This window comes from Paenibacillus sp. FSL R5-0636, assembly GCF_037974255.1.
Lineage (GTDB): Bacteria > Bacillota > Bacilli > Paenibacillales > Paenibacillaceae > Paenibacillus_AQ > Paenibacillus_AQ odorifer.
Window position 1 is genome coordinate 5,703,856 of record NZ_CP150232.1, and the last position, 19,604, is coordinate 5,723,459.

Genomic DNA, 19,604 nt, shown 5'->3' on the forward strand with positions numbered 1-19,604 from the left:
TGCACTCCTTTCTTACCGGAATAAACCGTCTCCGCCCATAAGTTTGGCAGCTCTATCTGCCAGAATCAGCAGAATCATATTAACAAGTGAACGGAACAAACTGACTGCAGTGGAGAATGAAAAGTCTGTTGAAGACTGGAACGTGATTCGGTAGATATACACATCTAGTACTTCTGAGACGTTTTTCGTTGCAGCGTTGCTCAAGTTAAAGATTTGGTCAAATCCAGATGACATCAGGCCACCGACGGAAAGGATAAACATGATCGTAATCGTCGGAAGAATGTTAGGCAGAGTAATGCGGAACATTTGCTGCAAGCGTGTGGCACCATCAATCTGTGCGGATTCATATTGGTCTGTATCAATACCAGAGATAGCGGCCATAAAGATAATGGCTCCCCAACCTGCTGATTTCCAGATATCCGTAAGATACAACATCGGAACGAACATTTTTTCAGAACCTAGGAAGTTAATGCCTGTCCCGCCAAACATTTGAATGAGGCTGTTGACCAGACCATCATAGGAAAGCACATTGATAACAACCCCGGATACTACGATCCATGACAGGAAGTTCGGAAATGTAAACACCGTCTGTAAAGCTTTTTTGTAACGATTCATGCGCAGTTCATTCAGCAGCAATGCCAATATGATTGGAAAAGGGAACTGAATAATCAGCTTACCGATGTTAATGGTTAACGTTCTCCATACGGCGTCAATAAAAGCTGGGTCACGGAACACATAGGTGAAATTCTCGAATCCGCTCCATGGGCTGCCCCAAATTCCTAAATTCGCTTTAAAATCTTTAAAAGCCAGAGATAGACCACCCATCGGCAGATAAGCGAATAGGAAAAGCCACACTAGTCCAGGAAGCACCAGAGTATAGACCATTCTGTTCTTCCAGACTTCTCTTAGGAACAGTTGGAATCTGCTGTCGTTCATTTTTTTAGCCGGTATTGCAACTTCGGATTTCAATTTGCATCTCCTCACTCTGCTTATGTCTTTTAGTTGTACAAGAAATCAAAGGTTGTCTTCAGATGTTCCTCCCAGAATCGCCATTCATGAGTTCCAGGGGTCTCAACATACTGAAATTCATAAGGGGTCGTCTCCAGGTAAGCTGCGAATTCCCGATTCATCTCCACAAACGGATCTTCCGAACCACAGCAAGTCAGAATCGAAGGCAGGTTACGTCTATCGTCGACCAATTTAGTGGCTAAAGCGTACAGATCCTGATCCGGCTTAATTTGTAAGCGTTTTCCAAAAGTACCCGCCATCTCCCTCGCCATGTCCTTGGACATTTGCGGATCGTTTAATCGTTTCTGAAGATCGGTAACCCCTGATAACGAAACCACTTTGCTGTAACGCTCGGGATAGGTAAGTCCACATTTCAGAGCGCCATACCCGCCCATCGATAAACCAGCGATATACGTCTTCTGCGGATTATCATCCAACCTCATCATTCGACCACAAAGCTCGGGAAGCTCATGGGTCACATAGTGGAAGTAGTCCAGTCCGTACTCCATGTCTGTATAATAGCTCCTGTTTACTTGCGGCATTATGACTGTACAACCATATTGACTTGCATACTGCTCAATAGTAGTCATCCTGTGCCAAGTACTGGCGTTATCACCAGCACCATGCAGCAGGTAGAGCGTTCCTCCAGACATGTTGCCTGAATCGACGGGGGAGATAATACTGATGGTCGTTGTCATTCTCAAAGTAGGAGAGCCTGTCTCAACTGTTAATAATGCCATGAGTTATCTCCTTTTCGTTCTTATTCATTTGTTTATTTTCTTGCAAGATCCCCGCTTAACCAGTACGGATTCGAATACCATATGTTTGTTTTGCGAATCACCTGTGATCAGGTCAAACAAAATTTCAACACTGGCCTTCGCCATATCCACTCCGGGTTGGCTGATCGTATCCAGAGATGGATGATAATATTCTGCCATTTCAATCCCGTCGAATCCGATAATCGAAACATCATTTGGAATTGATAAGCCCAAAGACAATAACGCCTTAGCAGCCCCAATGGCAATCGTATCTGATGCAGCAAAAACAGCAGTGATATCTTTTTTCTTATTGAGCAGACGTTTGGTAGCTGTAAAGCCAGAGCTTGGACTATATTCACAATCCTCTACCATTGAAGGGTCGTACTCAATTCCATGCTCCTCAAGCGCTTTGATATATCCCATAAGCCGCCGGTTGCCTGTCGTATTTTGTACCAGAGGAAATCTGGCCAAAAAGCAGATATTGCGATGTCCTAATGAGATTAAATAGCTGACAGCCTTATAAGATTCCTGAAGATCATCAATGATCACGCTTGAAAAAACAGCAGGATCGACTTCTTTTGTAGTCGTGATGGTAGTCAGAACAAATGGAACTTTTAATTGTTTGAATTTATCTTCGGAATGATCATACGTTCCGCCCATAAAAATTACGCCATATAGATTTTTTTCTTTTACAAGCTGTAGAGCGATATCGATCTCATCTACTCCATCTTCTACATGCTGGATCATAAGCGGACATCCCCGCAAGTTCACCTGGCGTTCAACTTCCTTGATCATGTCTGCAAAAAACGGGTTTGAGATCCCTTTTACCATTAGCGCTATGGTATTAGATCGCGTCTTTTTCAAGTTGCTCGCATTACCATTTGGAATATAGTTATGTTCTCTAACAACCGCCATTACTTTAGCTCTAGTTGTATCGCTTACAACACCGCTATTATTGATTACTCTGGAGACTGTGGCGATACCCACGCCTGATAGCCTTGCAATATCTTTGATATTCATATATTTACCTTGCTCCACTCCTATGATGAGTCCCCCCTTCACCCGATGAAAATCAGGTTGTGGAAACGCATGAAATGATGGGAAACGTTTCCCACGACATCATTTTGAGTCCTTAGCGTGTTTTTTCCGCTTACTTCGTCCATTATGAACAGGTAATTTTTATAAGTCAACTAAAAACACAAAAAAAATTGTGATTCATCACTTTTTATTTGGTTAAAATTACAATAAGTCTATAGTTACTCAATCTATAAATTAGAAATAAGTGGTATTTATATATCAATCAATAGTTTTTCTTGCTTTATTGACTTTGAAACAAGAATGGAATACCATCAATTTAGCGATTTTTATCGTTTTTACAGAAAACGTTTCCACTCATTTTTCTAGTTTTTCTTTTTGTCACTTCGCTATCCTAGCTAGGAATATCAAGAGAAAGAAGGACTCTTTTTATGTTGAACATGGCTCAATTCGCAGCTAAGGCTCGTGAACGAAACCTGAATATCTTCAATGTTCGTGTGCTTCAAAACGGAAACCTTGTGGGAAAACTGGATCTCACGGAGGATATTCGGCGCTTGCAGCATTCCGTCAGCAAGTCTTTTACTTCTATGGCAGTAGGTCTTGCCATTGATAAAGGGAAGCTGACACTGGAAACAACGCTTAAAGATGTTTTTCCGGAGTATGTCTCTCCTCTTAAACAAACACCTCCTTCCATGCAGCCCGGAGATATAACTTTGTTCGATTTACTGCGAATGAGTACAGGGCACGACTCCCCTCCATTTTGGGCTGAAGAGAGATTAGCCTTGAAGGATAAAAATTGGGTGCAGCATTATTTATCTCTGACTTTAGACAGAGCTCCCGGAGAGAAATTTACATACAGCAGCGGAGATACCATTATGATCTCTGCAATGGTGCAAGCCCGCGTCGGGCAAACCGTAAAGGATTATCTGGTACCTCGTTTGTTTGCACCTCTGGGTATAAACAATGTGGATTGGGAAACAACACCTCAAGGGGTAACCCTTGGCTGTGCCGGACTTCAGATTAACACGGAAGAGTTAAGCCGGTTTGGACAGCTGCTTTTACAGCAAGGAAAGTGGCAGGGCCAGCAACTGATCCCCGCAGCATGGATCGATTTTGTTACACAAAAACAGATCGACAATGATGGAATCGGCGACTGGGGAGAAGGATACGGCTGCCAATTCTGGCTCTGCTCCCACGACGCTTACCGTGCCGATGGCGCTCATGGACAATTCTGTCTTGTGGTGCCGGACGCTCAAGCAGTCATTGCAATTAACAGCATGGAAGATAACATGCAGGGCATCCTGGATATCGTCTGGGAGGAAATCTGGCCGCTTCTTTAGGAGCGGTCTTTTTTATGGCTTGAGGTTAGCGTGCGCATAATGGGTAATTTACATTCTTCGGCGATTAGTACATAACACCGCCAAGTAACCAGCGCTGTCGCAGGCTGAGGAAGCTTGCGGACTCAGATGACGTTATTTACTCATTTATCGCCTTTTGAGCAACGTTTCGGACTCCAGCGCAGCTATTGCTGAGAAAGTGGCTCTTTTGGGGCACGTTTGATACCAATAGCGACGATGGAGTCCGATAACATCGCAAATTCCGCACTTTTCAGCATTTAAGGTCATCTGGGTCCGATAGCAGCTGGGTATGTGCAAATATGGTCTAGATGTTCGAAGTTTGATGTTCAACGATGATTAGTAGCTAAACACGCCCAAGCGTTCACACCAATCGATGCTCAAACCGTAAGTCCCCACCATCAAACTCGCCATGCAGTCAACAACAATAGATGCACAACACCAAGTAACCAGCATTACTCAGACCGAGGAGGCTCGCGGACTCAGATGACCTTATTTGCTCATTTATCGCCTTTTGAGCAACGTTTCGGACTCCAGTGCAGCTATTCCTGAGAAAGCGGCTCTTTTGGGGCACGTTTGATACCAATAGCGACGATGGAGTCCGATAACATCGAAAATTCCGCACTTTTCTGCATTTAAGGTCCTCTGGGTCCGATAGCTGCTGCATATGTGCAAAATAAGTAACTCATCACACCAAGTAACCATTTACTTTCTGAGGCTGAGGAAGCTTGCGGACTCAGATGACCTTATTTGCTCATTTATCGCCTTTTGAGCAACGTTTCGGACTCCAGTGCAGCTATTCCTGAGAAAGCGGCTCTTTTGGGGCACGTTTGGCATCAATAGCGACTATGGAGTCCGATAACATCGAAAATCCCACACTTTTCAGCATTTAAGGTCATCTGGGTCCGATAGCAGCTGGGTATGTGCAAATGTGATCTAGTCGTTCGAAGTTTAATGTTCAACGATGATTAGTAGCTAAACACGCCCAAGCGTTCACACCAATCGATGCTCAAACCGTAAGTCCCCACCATCAAACTCGCCATGCAGTCAACAACAATAGATGCACAACACCAAGTAACCAGCATTACTCAGACCGAGGAGACTCGCGGACTCAGATGACCTTATTTGCTCATTTATCGCCTTTTGAGCAACGTTTCGGACTCCAGTGCAGCTATTCCTGAGAAAGCGGCTCTTTTGGGGCACGTTTGATACCAATAGCGATAATGGAGTCCGATAACATCGAAAATCCCGCACTTTTCAGCATTTAAGGTCCTCTGAGTCCGATAGCTGCTGCGTATGTACAAATGTGATCTAGTCGTTTGAAGTTTAATGTTCAACGATGACTCGAATTTCGACGTTTAGTTCAAGAAGGAAGACAAAGGTATCCCGTGTGTGACCTCGAACTAAAACTCGCGCACGCAAAAACAGCCTTCCCGAAGGAAGGCTGTTAATTGACGTCCCGGAAGGGATTCGAACCCCTGACCGTGCGCTTAGAAGGCGCATGCTCTATCCAGCTGAGCTACCGGGACATATAAGAAATAAATACTATGTATTGACGCAACGATATTTATTATACCTTATTCAGCGGATTTTTCAAGTCAAAACAACTTAGAAAAATAATAAAAGAGTTTTCGGTGCGGGTTTTTCACACGTCAGCGTAACCACAGGAAATGAAAAGAACGGCATTTCTGCCGTCCTTTTCAGCGATTCCAGTGTACACTTTACAAGCCTTCGTTATTTACTCCAGCTTTCGAAAACGCTTCTCCAGCTGCTTTTTCAAATCCCCAAAAGTGAGTAATTCTCTTTGAAACTTTGAATGCTCATCTTCTGGCGACATGAAGTTGCTGCCTGTAAATGCACTCGAGGTCACATCTTGAAAAGCGTCATGCATATTGTTATCAAACCAATCGGTAGAGGTATCAGCATCATTAGTCAGAATACGGACAATCTCATATCCCTCTTCACGCCGATCCTCAACGATATACACCAAAAGCGCAGGATCACTAACAGCACCCGGCAAAACACCCACTTCTGCACAAGGCGCACCATCGTACTCCATCATTCTGCGAATTTTGGCGTCTTTAATATAATACACCTGTCATCCTTCCCTCCTGGCAAATTCCCCTCTCCCCTAGTGTTCGGATAAGGACATACATTTTATGCCTTCCTTCGGCATATATCTGTATTACTTGGCAAAAAAGTAAGGACAACAATCGCACAAAAGAGAGGATGAACCATCATGTGCGGAATAACCGGATTTATCCAGTGGCGCGGAGATCTCACTCAGCACTCGCAGCTGCTGGTCAAAATGACTGAAACTTTAGCAAACCGCGGCCCCGATGCAGCCGGAACCTGGATCTCAGGCCCCTGTGCTTTCGGTCACCGCAGACTTAGCGTTATCGATCCGGAGAACGGTGCCCAGCCCATGATCACCCGCCATGAGGAACAGGTATACGCGATTGTTTACAACGGCGAATTATATAACGCCCTCGAACTCAAACAAGAACTTAAACAGCGAGGGCATCAATTCCGCACCCAGTGCGATACAGAAGTGCTACTGCATTCCTATATCGAATGGGGGCCGGATTGCGCAGAGAAGCTAAATGGAATCTTTGCTTTTGCAGTATGGGACGGTCTTCGCGACCAAGTCTTTTTTGCACGTGACCGTTTAGGTGTGAAACCCCTGTTCTATAGCAAGGTTGATGATGTGCTAGTTTTTGGCTCAGAGCCTAAAGCGTTGCTGCAGCATCCTAAGGTACAACCAATCGTGGGTCCTGAAGGTCTCGCAGAAATCTTCATCATCGGTCCAGCGCGTACACCGGGTCATGGTGTTTATAAGGATATGCAAGAGCTTCGTCCAGGTCATGCTATGATCTACAGCCGTGAAGGTTTGCGCAGTTATGCCTATTGGAAGCTGGAGAGCGCAAAGCATACTGACAATGAAGCAGAGACAGCCGCTAAGGTGCGTGAACTGCTCCAAGATACACTCGAACGCCAACTGGTCTCAGACGTCCCTGTTTGCTCTCTTTTGTCGGGAGGGCTGGATTCCAGTGCGCTGACGGCACTTGCAGTGGATTACTACAACCGGAATGGTCAGGGACAAGTGGATACTTATTCCGTAGACTATGTAGATAACGACAAACATTTCAAAAGTCATACTTTCCAGCCGGGAGCAGATGGGCCGTGGATTAAACGAATGGTCGATGAATTGAATACAAACCACCACTACATCTCGTTCGATACCCCGGAGCTTGTAGAAGCGCTGGATAATGCTTTGTACACTAGGGATTTACCAGGGATGACCGATGTAGACTCTTCTTTGTACTTATTTTGCCGGGAGATTAAAAAGAACGCGACAGTAGCTATTTCCGGTGAAGCTGCGGATGAGATTTTTGGCGGATACCCTTGGTTCCACCGTGAGGAAATGCTCTCCTCAGGCACTTTTCCTTGGTCAGTTGCTCCGAAAATGCGTGCAAGTCTACTTTCCCCAGAAATTAACGAGTGGATCCGTCCACTGGAATATTTGGGTGACAGATATAGCGATGCGGTGGCTGAAGTTCCGAAGTTGGATGGAGAAACGGGAAAACAAGCACAAATGCGCGTAATGTCCTATCTGAATATCACCCGCTTCATGCCTACTCTGCTAGACCGTAAAGACCGAATGAGCATGGGCGCAGGGCTAGAGGTACGCGTTCCTTATTGTGATCACCGACTCGTTCAATATGTATTTAATATTCCGTGGGAAATCAAGAATCTGGGGGGCCGTGAAAAAGGGATTTTACGTAAATCTCTTGAAGGCATTCTTCCAGACGATGTGCTCTACCGCAAAAAAAGCCCTTACCCCAAAACTCATAATCCTGCCTATTTAAATGCGGTACGAACTCAGGTATTAAACATTCTGGATGACTCCACTTCACCCCTACTTCCGTTAATTGATGCTGCCAAAATCCGTGAGGTCGCCGCTTCCCCGGAATCCTCAACCAATCTGCCTTGGTTCGGCCAGCTCATGTCCGGTCCTCAGCTGTTTGCTTACCTCGCCCAAGTGGATCTCTGGCTGCGTAAATATAACGTCTCCATCCAATAAGCGCGTAGAGAACTGAGATAATCGACAAGCCAAACAGCAAGTCACCGGATACGGGGACTTGCTGTTTGGCTTGTATTTGCAATAATTCTCTACGATCTTATCTGAACGATCCTTAAAAGTTAAAGTTGTCCGGGTCTGGGCCAAATCGATGGTCTTTGTTCAAGCCCTCGATAGCTTTGACATCCTCATCACTAAGCGTAAAGTCAAAGAACCCCGCATTCTCCTTGATTCGATCCGCATGTACGGATTTAGGTATCGTAATGACACCTTGCTGCAAATCCCAGCGAAGTACAATTTGAGCAGGGGTCTTGCCATACTTCTCAGCCAGCTCGTTTAAGAGCGGTAGATCAAGATTCCCTTGCATTAATGGACTCCATGCTTCAAGCTGAATGCTCTGTTCATTGGCATATTTCAGCAGCTCACGCTGAGTCAACAGCGGATGGAATTCCACCTGATTCACCACTGGTACCACTCCGGTATCCTCGATGATATCTTTCAGATGATGAACCTGAAAATTGCTCACGCCGATAGATTTGATGAGGCCCTCTTTTTGCAGATGAATTAAGGCCTTCCATGTCTCACGATATTTTCCTGCCACCGGCCAGTGTATGAGATACAGATCTAGATAGTCCAGACCTAGCTTGCGCCGGCTATCCTCGAACGCTTTTAGCGTAGACTCATAACCTTGATCAGGATTTCGTACTTTAGTCGTAATAAACAGCTCATCCCGGGCCACTCCACAATCACGAATAGCTTGTCCTACGCCTTCTTCGTTATTGTATCCGGCTGCCGTATCAATACTTCGATATCCTAATTCCACTGCGGTTTTGACCGCATGAATAACCTCTTCGCCATCTTTAGTCTTATACACGCCAAGACCCAGCCACGGCATGGTCACCCCATCATTTAAAGTAGGACCACCCGAGAACGGTGCATTCAATTCACTCATCACTTAACCCTCCAAGCTTATTGTTATTTCGTTAAACATACTTAACCTTTTTACCCACTTAAGAAGCAAACGCTACCATAAAAAGTATAGCAGATGGCTTCATCATTCCCCAAATCCTTATAAAAAAACGGAGGCGTAAGCGCCCCCGCTCTTCTTTATTTCTCAATTAGTTTGAAATCATCAAAATGGAATTCAGGAGAAACAATACAGGATACCAGCGTCGGCTCTTTGCCTAACGAACGCGCGGCCTGCCATACTCCCGCTGGAACAACCACTTGTGGCTGCTGGCCTGCAGCAATATCGAGACCCAGAATAACTTCCTGCACATCCTCAGGCTTATCTCCATTACCTCCGAGACTAAGCACGATTGGACTACCGGAATGCCACAACCAAACTTCATCGGACAATACAGTATGCCAATCAGATTGTTCGCCTTCGTGAAGCAGAAAATAAATTGAAGATGCCGAATGACGTGATCCAGAATAGCTATCGCCTAACACTTCCTGCGAAATTTCAAATTCCGAATTCCAAAGTCTTTTGTACCAACCACCCTCAACGTGAGGCTGTAATCCAAGCAGTTCAACTAGCGGTGAAATTTCTTTTTGCGTCACAGTAGCTTCTCTCCTTCAAAGTTAGCATGAACAACAATAGCTTCATATGCATAAGGTTGTTTTTGCTTTTTACTTTAACGGAATAAGCTCGAATTGTAAAATCTATTTACTGTCCTTGCTCGCTTTGAAGACTTCCGCAATCGCTCCAAGACTTCCCAGCGTTTCAACAGCGCTAGTTGGCAAGAACACTTTATTAGCAGGGCCTTTGGCAATCTCAGCCAGAGCCTCGAAGGAACGATAAGCCAGCACCTGCTCATCCAGACCTGCTGAACGAATCAGCTCAATGCGTGATTTTTCTGCTTCTGCCACGGCTTGAATCGCTTTAGCCTCACCGTGTGCTTCCAGTTCCTGCGCCTGCCGTGAACCCTCAGCTTGACGGATACGCGCTTCTTTATCGCCTTCTGCTTTTAGAATCTTACTCTGTTTATCCCCTTCAGCGCGCAGGATCATATCCTGCTTGGCAGCTTCCGCTTCCAAAACAATGGCACGTTTGCTCCGCTCTGCTTTCATCTGCTTATCCATCGCTTCCTGAATATCCAACGGCGGTTTGATATCGATAACTTCCACACGCTCGATCCGTACGCCCCACTTCTCAGTAGCTTCATCGAGAGCAAGACGGATATCCGTCGAAATCTTTTCCCGTCCAGACAAGGTCTCATCCAATTCCAGCTTACCGATGATTTGCCGCATCGTTGCCGTCGAAATGTTTCTTACCCCATAGACATAATCAGAAATACCATAAGTAGCTTCCTCTGGTCCAACCACCTGGTAGAAAATAATCGTATCAATCTGCACCTGCACGTTATCCTTTGTAATTACCGTTTGCGGAGGTACATTTGCTTGTTGAATCCGTAAATCATGGTAGGTGCGCACCTGATCAATTACAGGAATCAGAATGTTCAGCCCCGGTGTCAGCAGACGATTAAATTTACCGAGCCTTTCCACTACACCTACCCGCTGCTGTGGTACGATTTTGACTGTTAATGCCACAAAAACTACGACCACTACAATAATAATTGCGATAATTGCCCATTGCATTAGTTCATTTCCCCCCATCGTTCTACTTCGATAATCGTCGTGCCTCTTTTCACTACTCTTACAACCTCATCCTTGCCCAGAGACTGTTCAGAGGTCGCGCTCCACGTATCTCCGCCTACCTTCACTTGCCCGTAACGTCCCTGCTCTATCGGCTCAACAACTACTCCTTGCCTACCGATGATTTCTGTACCTGTATCCTTGAACCCACGTGAATGGCGAAATCTAGAAACCAGTGGTTTCGAGAATATAGTCAGACCAAGTGCGACCAGTGATCCAAGGACCACCTGAAACAAAATGGCTTCGGGAACAATCAGCGACACCAAACCTGCGGCCAAAGCACCAATACTAAGCCACAATAAATAAAAAGTAAGCGTCATCATCTCTACAACAAACAGGACACCGGCTGCGATCAGCCAAAACACCCACACAACCATCGGTGAGCCCACCACCTTCCGTATGATACTACTATAACGAAAAGAAACATCGATGCGTTGCATAGTTCCATAAAAAAATATTTCAGGCATGTATATAATTTATATTCATTACATCGGTGGTTATGTGTTTCTTCATGAGTTTCTTGATAAAAGGCGAGTATACAAATCCAAAAGGGTTCACTTTTTGACGAGTCACTATAAATTAGAAAATTCTCCCCCTATATCACCTGATTTTATCCCTAGCGCAATTGCAAGCTATGCTTGAGAATAAGAGTTACCATCACCCATTTATATCTAATTCATCCTAATTATCCAACTTCCAAACATCCTCCTCTATTCATTCAAACCATACACAGCATGTTACATCTTTTAAAATCAATGAAACAGCAGCACACAAAAAGCATAAAAGAAAGCGCTTACTGATTGGGTAAGGCTTGATTTGGACCGCTGCTTTTTTGCTGCTGAATCTACGAATTGAACTTCAATAGAATGATAGGGACGCCAAGGGTGATGGTGCACTACAACCGACGGGAGGTGAAGGTCAGGACATCTTGCCGAAAAGAATTTCGAACTACACTTTGAATCTAGGAGGTAGAAATTCAATGATCTTCACGAAAAAAGCTTCACGCAAAACCTTTGCAATTGCGATGATCGCCGCGCTTGTTCTGACACTCTTTTCCACCCTGGGTGGCAGTCCCAAAACAGCCAACGCCGCACAGGATTACAAACTGGTTGGTTATTACGCTTCATGGGCCGCTTACGGGCGTGCTTACAATGTAACAGATATCGATCCTACCAAAATGAATGTCATTAACTACGCTTTTGCGGATATTTGTTGGAATGGCATTCATGGCAATCCCGACCCCACTGGCCCTAATCCGGTGACCTGGTCTTGCCAGAATGAACAAGGCCAAGCCATCAGCGTTCCGAACGGTACGATTGTTCTTGGTGACCCTTGGATTGACACTGGAAAAAGCTTCGGGGATGACAAATGGGATGATCCCATCAAAGGTAACCTGAAGCAGCTATGGAAGCTGAAGGAAAAGAACCCGAACCTGAAGACCCTAATCTCCGTTGGGGGCTGGACCTGGTCGAACCGTTTCTCGGATGTAGCTGCGACAGCTGCGACCCGTGAGGTTTTTGCCAATTCCGCGGTTGATTTTATTCAAAAATACAAGATGGACGGCGTGGATCTCGACTGGGAATATCCAGTAAGTGGTGGACTCGCAGGCAATAGCTACCGTCCTGAAGATAAAGAAAACTATGTACTGCTGCTGCAAAAAGTTCGCGAAAAGCTAAATGCAGCCGGCGCGGCGGATGGAAAAACCTATCTGCTGACCATTGCTTCCGGGGCAGGCCCAACGTATATCAACAACAATAACCTGGCCGGCATTGCTTCCGTTGTCGACTGGATCAATATTATGACCTATGACTTTAATGGGAGCTGGAACACCACCACCGGACATAATGCTCCGTTGTACTATGATCCCGCAGCTTCCGCTTCGGGCTTAACCGAACCGCAAAATTTTAACATCGATAAAGCGGTAACCTCCTATCTTGCGAATGGTGTACCTGCGAACAAGCTTGTACTTGGCATGGCTTTTTACGGTCGTGGTTGGGGCGGAGCTCCTGCTTCAGGAAACGGCCAATATCAGGTATCCGCTGGCATCTCACCAACAGGAACATGGGAAAAAGGCAGCTATGATTTCTATGATCTCGAAGCTAATTATATCAACAAAAACGGCTATACCCGCTATTGGAATGATACATCCAAAGTGCCTTATCTCTATAATCCAACAAATCAAACCTTTATCAGCTATGACGACGTAGAATCCTTTGGCCACAAGATCAGCTACCTGAAGTCCAAGGGTCTTGCAGGTGCTATGTTCTGGGAAACAAGTGGTGACCGGAACAAAACACTAACCAATAAACTAAACGCCGATCTTGGTGGCGGAGTGGTGCAGCCGACACCGACACCATCCACATCACCAACACCTACACCTACGGCAACTCCAACTCCTACGGCAACAGCAACGCCAACGCCAACTGCAACCGTGACGCCAACCCCAACGCCTACACCGGGACAATGTTCGGCAGCGACCTGGGGTGCAACAACCGTATACACTGGCGGACAGCGTGTCTCCTACAATGGCTCAGTCTATGAAGCCAAGTGGTGGACGCAAGGGGATCGTCCTGATCTTAGCGGACCTGATGGGGTCTGGAAATTCATCAGCGTATGCGGAACAGCGACACCAACGCCAACTGCAACTGTGGTCCCAACTTTAACACCTACGGTAGCACCAACGCCTACCGAAACCGTTGCACCTACGCCTACTGTCGCGCCAACGCCAACTGCAACCGTTGCACCTACGCCAACTCCTTTGCCTACCGCTACACCTACTTCGGAAGGGTCTATCTGGGGAACAGGCGTTGCGTACAAAACAGGTGATGTCGTCGCCTACAACGGAAAAACATATACCTGCTTGCAGCCCCACACTTCACTTCAGGGCTGGGAGCCAGCCACCACACCTGCTCTTTGGAAGCTCAATTAAAGTCATGCAGGAAGCAGCGTTCCCTAAATAACATTATCCCCCCTTGGAGGTATATTAAATATGATTGCAAAAGCACGTGCTAAGCGCAAAATATCCATAAGTTACCTTGCTGCGCTAATGAGCCTAATCGTTCTGGTTCCACTTTACACCGGGACAGGTGCATCCTTACCAGTGGCCCATGCAACGGAAACAACACCTTCCGCTCCCGCTCCAGCAGCTGACCATCCTCGCAAAATCGTTGCTTACTTCCCAGAGTGGGGCGATCAGGAGAACAAAGGATTTTACACCGTAGACAAAATTCCGTGGGATAAAATTACCCATATTAACTACGCCTTCGCCAAGGTAAATCCTCAAACAAACAAGATTGATCTCATGGACCGTACAGCTGCAATCGAAAAAGACTATCCCGGTCAGCTGACTACCCTGCCTTTTAAGGGGCATTTTAACCAACTGATCAAGTACAAACAGCTCTATCCTGATGTACGCACCCTAATTTCTGTTGGCGGCTGGTCGGGTTCCGGAGGATTCTTCAACATGGCGAATTCGGAAGCCGGGCGAGAAGCTTTTGCCAATAGTGTTGTGGATTTTCTGCGTACCTATCAGTTCAACGGAGTGGACATCGATTGGGAGTACCCTTCTGGCACTGGGCAGTCCGGTAATCCTAACGATTTTGCCGTGGCAGAACCGCTGCGTACAGTTAATTACAACAACTACGTTCTTCTTATGAAAAAACTTCGCGAAAAACTCGATCTGGCAGGTTCACAAGACAATCAGAAATATGACCTGACTATTGCGGCCACCGCCTCTTCCTGGATTCTTGGGGGCATGAAGCTTGGGGAAGCCAATCAGTATTTAGACTGGGCGAACCTTATGACCTATGATTTCCATGGTGCGTGGAATGGTTATGTAGGGCCGCATTCTGCACTGTACCCGGATTCCCGCGATACTGAAACTGCTGCGCTGGGTACTCCGGTTCTGAATACCGACTGGGCGGTCCGATACTATCTCGGTACGCTTCCTCCGGAAAAAATCGTGATCGGAGTTCCTTATTATTCACGAGGCTGGAAAAATGTGAATGGAGGCATCAACAATACCGGCCTTTACGGCACAGCTCCGACAACCGGTGGGGGAGCAGATGGCCAATACGGCATCTGGAATGATCCCGCACCAGAGCAGCCTGCTGGTGCAAATCCGATCTGGCATGTGCTAAATCTGCTCAAAGATCCAGCGAATAAACGTTACTTCGATCCTGTTACCAAAACACCGTACTTGTTCAACGCAGACAAGAAGGTTTTTCTTACGTATGAAGATAAGGAATCTCTAGGCTACAAGCTGGATTACATTAAACAAAAAGGCTTGGGAGGCATGATGTTCTGGGAATTAACGGGCGATTACTCTGAGCAGAGCGATGGCACTTATACGTACGGCAATTCTCTGACCGATTTTGCCTATGATCAGCTGAAGACAGCCTCGCCGCCGGGCGGAGCTCCTAAGCCGCAGTTGCCTGAACCTAAAAACTTCAACCTCAGCTTCAGCGGCGCTTATGATCATCCGAACTATACCTATTCATTAAAAATAACGAACAACACCGGTGCGGATATTCCCGGTGGCTGGAAGCTGGAATTCGACCTGCCAACAACTACAACCCTAACCTCGGCATGGGGAGCCGGTAGCGTTGAGCAAATCTCCACGGCCTGGGATTTCAACCGCTACCGTATTACAGGTACAGCTACTCAAACCATTGCAAACGGAGCTTCACTTGAAATTCCGGGTATGATGAAGCTGAATTTTTCAGGCGGTCCACAGCGAATCACCCTGAACGGAAACTCGTCTCAACAGGAATACGATAAACTGTACGGTGGCATTACGCCAACACCAACACCGTCTGCATCACCGACAGCAACACCTACTCCGACGACTACACCAACAGCAACACCAACGGCAACACCTACAACAACACCGACTCCGACGGCAACCGTGACGCCAACGCCAACTGTAGCGCCAACACCTACTCCTACGCCGGGACAATGCTCGGCAGCGACCTGGAATGCGGCAACCGCATATACTGGCGGACAACGCGTTTCCTACAACGGTTCACTCTATGAAGCCAAGTGGTGGACACAAGGCGATCGTCCCGATCTTAGCGGACCGGACGGTGTCTGGAAATACATCAGCGTATGTGAAACAGCAACGTCTACACCAACGGCAACTGTAGCTCCAACGGTAACACCGACTTTGACACCAACGGTGGCACCGACGCCTACAGCAACCGTAACACCCACGCAAACTCCATTACCGACTGCTACACCTACTTCGGGAGGGTCTAGCTGGGTAACAGGAGTTGCTTATAAAGTAGGTGATGTCGTTGCCTACAGTGGAAAAACGTATACCTGCTTGCAGCCTCACACTTCACTTCAGGGGTGGGAGCCAGCTTCTACACCTGCTCTTTGGAAGCTGATATAATCGGGTGCTCTCTTTGATTCCAACAAGAAGATTGTCCCATTACAAGAAGAACATCCCATTATTAGTGCAGAGTCATACTCATTCTCTGGGGCTTACGTTAAGGACCCAGTTGACGTTATTTACAAATTTCAAGCCTTTGGAGCTATGTTTCGGACTCCAGTGCTGCTATTCCTTATGAAATGCTTCTTTTGGGGTGTTTTTCGTGCCCATAGCGACTTTGGGGTCCAGTAGAATCTCAATTATCGGAAATAGCTACGTTTAAGGTCAGCTGTGTCCGGGTGGCAGCTTCATACGGGTAAATGTGTTAGAATCGAACGAAGTTTGAGGCTTAGTTCAAAGGGAAGGTATAAAAAACGGGGGTGCCCAGCAGCCATTTCGCGGCTTTTGGACACCCCCACTTTTATAAAAAACTCTATTCCGGCGATAGGCCGCCTTCAGCCGCCAGTTTCTTCTCCAGCTTCGCCGTCAGCAGTCGCAGTGCAGTTCCTCGATGGCTGATCTGCTGCTTCTCTTCCAGCGTAAGCTCGGCCATAGTTTTTTCATGTTCCGACAGGTAGAATAGCGGGTCGTAACCGAAACCACCGGCACCTGATGGTTCTGAAGTAATCCAACCTTCGACCGCACCTTCTGCGGTTAGCTCCTGCTTGGAAACTGGATCGTACAGCGATAAAGTACAGACGAACCTAGCCGTGCTCAGCAAAGGCTGATCTGTGTCTTCCCCCTGTTTCAATCTCTCTAGCTCGCTAAGCAGCTTTAGGTTATTTTCCCCATCCGTAGCATCTTCACCTGCAAAACGTGCAGAGTACACACCAGGTCTGCCATCCAAAGCATCTACACAAAGACCCGAATCATCAGCGAGTACCGGAATTCCAAGTGCGTCACCTACGGCTTTGGATTTTTTAAAAGCGTTTTCTGCAAAAGTAGCTCCGTCTTCTACCACATCGGGCAGATGCGGATAGTCATACATACTCTTAACTGTCAGGCCCAGCGGGGCAAAAGCGTGCTCGAATTCGCGCACCTTCCCCTTATTCTTCGTAGCGACAATGAGAATATTGCCCGTGGAATTCATGTTACACCTCTTGGCCCGGCTGGCCGGAAGGGATTTTCAGAGCAATCGCTCCGAGCGCTTCTTTTTGTGCGGCAATCAGTTCATAAATCCCTTTCTCACCTAGACCCAACAAAAGATCCAGCTCTTGACGCGAGAATGGTCTTTCTTCGCCAGTTCCTTGTACCTCAACAAAAGCACCGCCGCCGGTCATGACTACATTCATATCCACTTTGGCTTTGGAATCCTCTTCATAATTCAGATCGAGCAGTGTTTTATCCCCTACAACACCTACACTAATTGCTCCCAAAAAGTCTGTTATAGGAAAAACAGCCAGCTTGTGCTGTAGTGCAATTTTATTAATAGCAAATGCCATGGCAACAAAAGCGCCTGTTATCGAAGCCGTCCGAGTTCCCCCATCCGCCTGAATCACATCACAATCCAGCGTAATGCTGCGTTCACCTAACGCTTGTAAATTCACCACGGAGCGAAGCGCACGGCCGATCAGCCGTTGGATCTCCATTGTACGTCCGGTAAGTTTACCGCGTGCAGCTTCACGTTGATTACGGGACTGGGTGGCCCGTGGAAGCATCGAATATTCGGCAGTTACCCAGCCTTTTCCTTGTCCTTTAAGAAACGGAGGCACTTTTTCCTCTACAGTAGCCGTACAAATGACTTTGGTGTCTCCCATCTCAATGATCACGGAGCCCTCAGCATATTTATTCGTTTGGGTCGTTATTGTCAGCGGCCGTAATTGGTCGTCAGTTCGCCCGTTTGATCTCATCTTTTCTGCCTCCTACATCGTATAGCTAATAGTTTAGTGTGAGTCCCGTTTCCCTGTTGTTCATTGCGGCAGTTCACCGTTCGGGACGTTACGTCTTTTTGAGCAACTTTTATTCTACCAAAGAGGAGGCACAAAAGCATCTTTTAAACCTTAGAAGGTCATTCTATAACGAGAGCTCGTTCAAAAATTCAGGTGCAGAAACAGGTTTGCTATAATCCACATTGTCAGTGTCAGTAATCGATTGTTTGCCGTTCAAACGAATTTGAACCAGAGCATCTTCCGTATTTTGCGCAACAGTCAGAACAACCGATTCCAGCAATTCGGCAGGAACTTCCTTCCCATCTGCGAACATATCGTCAGTCAAGGATACAGTAACAACACCGTTTTGTCCGGCTTCAACCGAATCAAGTGATGTGCCCTGTGTCATAACCATTTCCAGACCGTCTCCGGATTCAGGTCCCGCAATCAGTTCATTGATAGCAGCAGTCAGCTGTTCTTGCCCTGCGGGTACAAAGCGCGTAACCGGAACATAATATTGGATACCGTCAGGAGATGTTGTGGAAAAATAAACAGTAACCGCACTAGAGTTCATCAAAGATGGACCTTGTTTAGGCAGGTTAATGCCCATTGTGCGGGACAGCGGGCGATCCAGCGGAGTACCTTGAAGCGGCATTTCCGTAAGCTTTTTACCATCTACCCAGAACTGTACACCTTTAATGTCATCTTGACCGGTCAGCGTCCAAGTGATCGCTTCAAGGATTTTGCGTTCATCCGCAGCATCGTAGTTGTTAAATTCCGAATTGAACTCAACAACTGCCAGATTCGACTTGTCTACCGTAATGCTTTGCACCTCAGTTCCAGCTGGTAGAATGCCTTGGAAGCCTTCTGGCAATGAGGACGCATATTCTCCCTTATTCACTAATGCCATTAAAGAGTTCTTGAGCGTGCTGGAATCTTTGCTTTTTGGCAGATTTAGCGACACTGGAGCGAGTAAGCCGTTTCCATCTTCCAAATATACGGTCGTCCGGTCACCGGAAGCCGTTGTTTTATCCGTTGCTTTAGCGGTTTTGGTGCTGTCCTTAACAGCTGTTTGTGCATCATCCTGAGCCACTGGACCAAATACACCTGAATCCAAAGTGTTATTTCCCTCTGTCTGTAGCATCTGCGCTTCAACCTCAGGTGGCGGAGCATCAATCGATGCTGATTCCGAACCGAACAAGCCACAACCGGACAGTGCCAGTGGAACTGCGAGTAGGCAGACCGCGGAAATCCCGCGGATTTGTTGCATTGTTTTCATCATTTATTACCCCTTTCAAGGTTAGATAGCATTTGTACTGCTATGTATACGAGACCTTTGTCCAAAAAATAACAACTGCTTATCCTAAATTGTTGGAAAAGCCTGTGTACTTTATTTTCAGGTTGGGTTGGATCTAGATTTTAATTCACATAGACTCCGCTTTCTGGACAAATACTTCTTCTAAACGTACA

Annotated in this window: 15 protein-coding genes and 1 tRNA gene; 4 read left to right on the top strand and 12 right to left on the bottom strand. The window is 46.5% G+C overall.

Annotated elements, in window-relative coordinates:
• Positions 1-12: 12 nt before the first annotated feature.
• The 3 genes from MKX34_RS26020 to MKX34_RS26030 form a co-directional block, all read right to left on the bottom strand.
• Positions 13-936: an ABC transporter permease subunit gene (locus tag MKX34_RS26020; RefSeq protein WP_036687012.1), complete on the bottom strand. Its 924-nt coding sequence runs from the start codon at positions 934-936 to the stop codon at positions 13-15.
• A gap of 62 nt (positions 937-998) precedes the next feature.
• Entirely contained in the window at positions 999-1,748 is a 750-nt protein-coding gene (locus tag MKX34_RS26025) for an alpha/beta hydrolase family protein (protein ID WP_076106595.1), read from the bottom strand.
• A gap of 24 nt (positions 1,749-1,772) precedes the next feature.
• Positions 1,773-2,804, bottom strand: a complete 1,032-nt coding sequence (locus MKX34_RS26030) for a LacI family DNA-binding transcriptional regulator (protein WP_339203752.1) — start codon at positions 2,802-2,804, stop codon at positions 1,773-1,775.
• Positions 2,805-3,232: 428 nt separating this feature from the next.
• Between MKX34_RS26030 and MKX34_RS26035 the strand changes: the two genes are divergently transcribed.
• Positions 3,233-4,141: a serine hydrolase gene (locus MKX34_RS26035; RefSeq protein WP_076297355.1), complete on the top strand. Its 909-nt coding sequence runs from the start codon at positions 3,233-3,235 to the stop codon at positions 4,139-4,141.
• A 1,470-nt stretch (positions 4,142-5,611) separates the two neighbouring features.
• Here MKX34_RS26035 and MKX34_RS26040 read toward each other — a convergent pair.
• A tRNA-Arg gene (locus tag MKX34_RS26040) sits at positions 5,612-5,685 on the bottom strand.
• Between the two features lie 209 nt (positions 5,686-5,894).
• Entirely contained in the window at positions 5,895-6,251 is a 357-nt protein-coding gene (locus MKX34_RS26045; RefSeq protein ID WP_036686975.1) for a hypothetical protein, read from the bottom strand.
• A 144-nt stretch (positions 6,252-6,395) separates the two neighbouring features.
• Between MKX34_RS26045 and asnB the strand changes: the two genes are divergently transcribed.
• Positions 6,396-8,240, top strand: a complete 1,845-nt coding sequence (asnB, locus tag MKX34_RS26050; RefSeq protein ID WP_076297346.1) for an asparagine synthase (glutamine-hydrolyzing) — start codon at positions 6,396-6,398, stop codon at positions 8,238-8,240.
• Between the two features lie 112 nt (positions 8,241-8,352).
• On the opposite strand, the gene MKX34_RS26055 is transcribed toward asnB, so the two are convergent.
• The 4 genes from MKX34_RS26055 to MKX34_RS26070 form a co-directional block, all read right to left on the bottom strand.
• On the bottom strand, positions 8,353-9,189 hold the full coding sequence (locus MKX34_RS26055) for an aldo/keto reductase (protein WP_076225256.1): 837 nt from the start codon (positions 9,187-9,189) through the stop codon (positions 8,353-8,355).
• Positions 9,190-9,344: 155 nt separating this feature from the next.
• On the bottom strand, positions 9,345-9,800 hold the full coding sequence (locus MKX34_RS26060) for a cupin domain-containing protein (RefSeq protein ID WP_036686965.1): 456 nt from the start codon (positions 9,798-9,800) through the stop codon (positions 9,345-9,347).
• A 102-nt stretch (positions 9,801-9,902) separates the two neighbouring features.
• Positions 9,903-10,838 carry an SPFH domain-containing protein gene (locus MKX34_RS26065; RefSeq protein ID WP_036686962.1) on the bottom strand — a complete coding sequence of 312 codons (936 nt, stop codon included), beginning with the start codon at positions 10,836-10,838 and terminating at the stop codon, positions 9,903-9,905.
• Positions 10,838-11,362 carry an NfeD family protein gene (locus MKX34_RS26070; protein ID WP_256718601.1) on the bottom strand — a complete coding sequence of 175 codons (525 nt, stop codon included), beginning with the start codon at positions 11,360-11,362 and terminating at the stop codon, positions 10,838-10,840. The genes MKX34_RS26065 and MKX34_RS26070 overlap by 1 nt, the downstream gene beginning before the upstream one ends.
• A gap of 512 nt (positions 11,363-11,874) precedes the next feature.
• Between MKX34_RS26070 and MKX34_RS26075 the strand changes: the two genes are divergently transcribed.
• Together MKX34_RS26075 and MKX34_RS26080 are read left to right on the top strand one after the other, a co-directional pair.
• Complete coding sequence (locus tag MKX34_RS26075) at positions 11,875-13,824, top strand: glycosyl hydrolase family 18 protein (RefSeq protein WP_076297345.1); 1,950 nt, start codon at positions 11,875-11,877, stop codon at positions 13,822-13,824.
• 60 nt (positions 13,825-13,884) lie between these two features.
• Positions 13,885-16,287, top strand: coding sequence for a glycosyl hydrolase family 18 protein (locus MKX34_RS26080; protein WP_081384036.1), 2,403 nt, complete (start codon positions 13,885-13,887; stop codon positions 16,285-16,287).
• 412 nt (positions 16,288-16,699) lie between these two features.
• Here MKX34_RS26080 and MKX34_RS26085 read toward each other — a convergent pair whose 3' ends face one another.
• From MKX34_RS26085 to MKX34_RS26095, 3 genes are all read right to left on the bottom strand, one after another.
• Complete coding sequence (locus MKX34_RS26085; RefSeq protein ID WP_038573081.1) at positions 16,700-17,356, bottom strand: XTP/dITP diphosphatase; 657 nt, start codon at positions 17,354-17,356, stop codon at positions 16,700-16,702.
• 1 nt (position 17,357) lies between these two features.
• Positions 17,358-18,116, bottom strand: a complete 759-nt coding sequence (gene rph, locus MKX34_RS26090) for a ribonuclease PH (RefSeq protein WP_036686952.1) — start codon at positions 18,114-18,116, stop codon at positions 17,358-17,360.
• 163 nt (positions 18,117-18,279) lie between these two features.
• The gene (locus MKX34_RS26095) at positions 18,280-19,413 is read right to left on the bottom strand and encodes a GerMN domain-containing protein (RefSeq protein ID WP_179089323.1); all 1,134 of its coding nucleotides are present in this window, start codon (positions 19,411-19,413) and stop codon (positions 18,280-18,282) included.
• Positions 19,414-19,604 lie beyond the last annotated feature (191 nt).

Bases quoted from the DNA above. Each gene is read 5' to 3' on its own strand.
- MKX34_RS26070 (WP_256718601.1), bottom strand. From the start codon at position 11,362: ATGCCTGAAATATTTTTTTATGGAACTATGCAACGCATCGATGTTTCT.
- MKX34_RS26055 (WP_076225256.1), bottom strand. From the start codon at position 9,189: ATGAGTGAATTGAATGCACCGTTCTCGGGTGGTCCTACTTTAAATGAT.
- MKX34_RS26080 (WP_081384036.1), top strand. From the start codon at position 13,885: ATGATTGCAAAAGCACGTGCTAAGCGCAAAATATCCATAAGTTACCTT.
- MKX34_RS26095 (WP_179089323.1), bottom strand. From the start codon at position 19,413: ATGAAAACAATGCAACAAATCCGCGGGATTTCCGCGGTCTGCCTACTC.
- asnB (WP_076297346.1), top strand. From the start codon at position 6,396: ATGTGCGGAATAACCGGATTTATCCAGTGGCGCGGAGATCTCACTCAG.
- MKX34_RS26085 (WP_038573081.1), bottom strand. From the start codon at position 17,356: ATGAATTCCACGGGCAATATTCTCATTGTCGCTACGAAGAATAAGGGG.
- MKX34_RS26020 (WP_036687012.1), bottom strand. From the start codon at position 936: ATGAACGACAGCAGATTCCAACTGTTCCTAAGAGAAGTCTGGAAGAAC.
- rph (WP_036686952.1), bottom strand. From the start codon at position 18,116: ATGAGATCAAACGGGCGAACTGACGACCAATTACGGCCGCTGACAATA.
- MKX34_RS26025 (WP_076106595.1), bottom strand. From the start codon at position 1,748: ATGGCATTATTAACAGTTGAGACAGGCTCTCCTACTTTGAGAATGACA.
- MKX34_RS26035 (WP_076297355.1), top strand. From the start codon at position 3,233: ATGTTGAACATGGCTCAATTCGCAGCTAAGGCTCGTGAACGAAACCTG.
- MKX34_RS26075 (WP_076297345.1), top strand. From the start codon at position 11,875: ATGATCTTCACGAAAAAAGCTTCACGCAAAACCTTTGCAATTGCGATG.
- MKX34_RS26065 (WP_036686962.1), bottom strand. From the start codon at position 10,838: ATGCAATGGGCAATTATCGCAATTATTATTGTAGTGGTCGTAGTTTTT.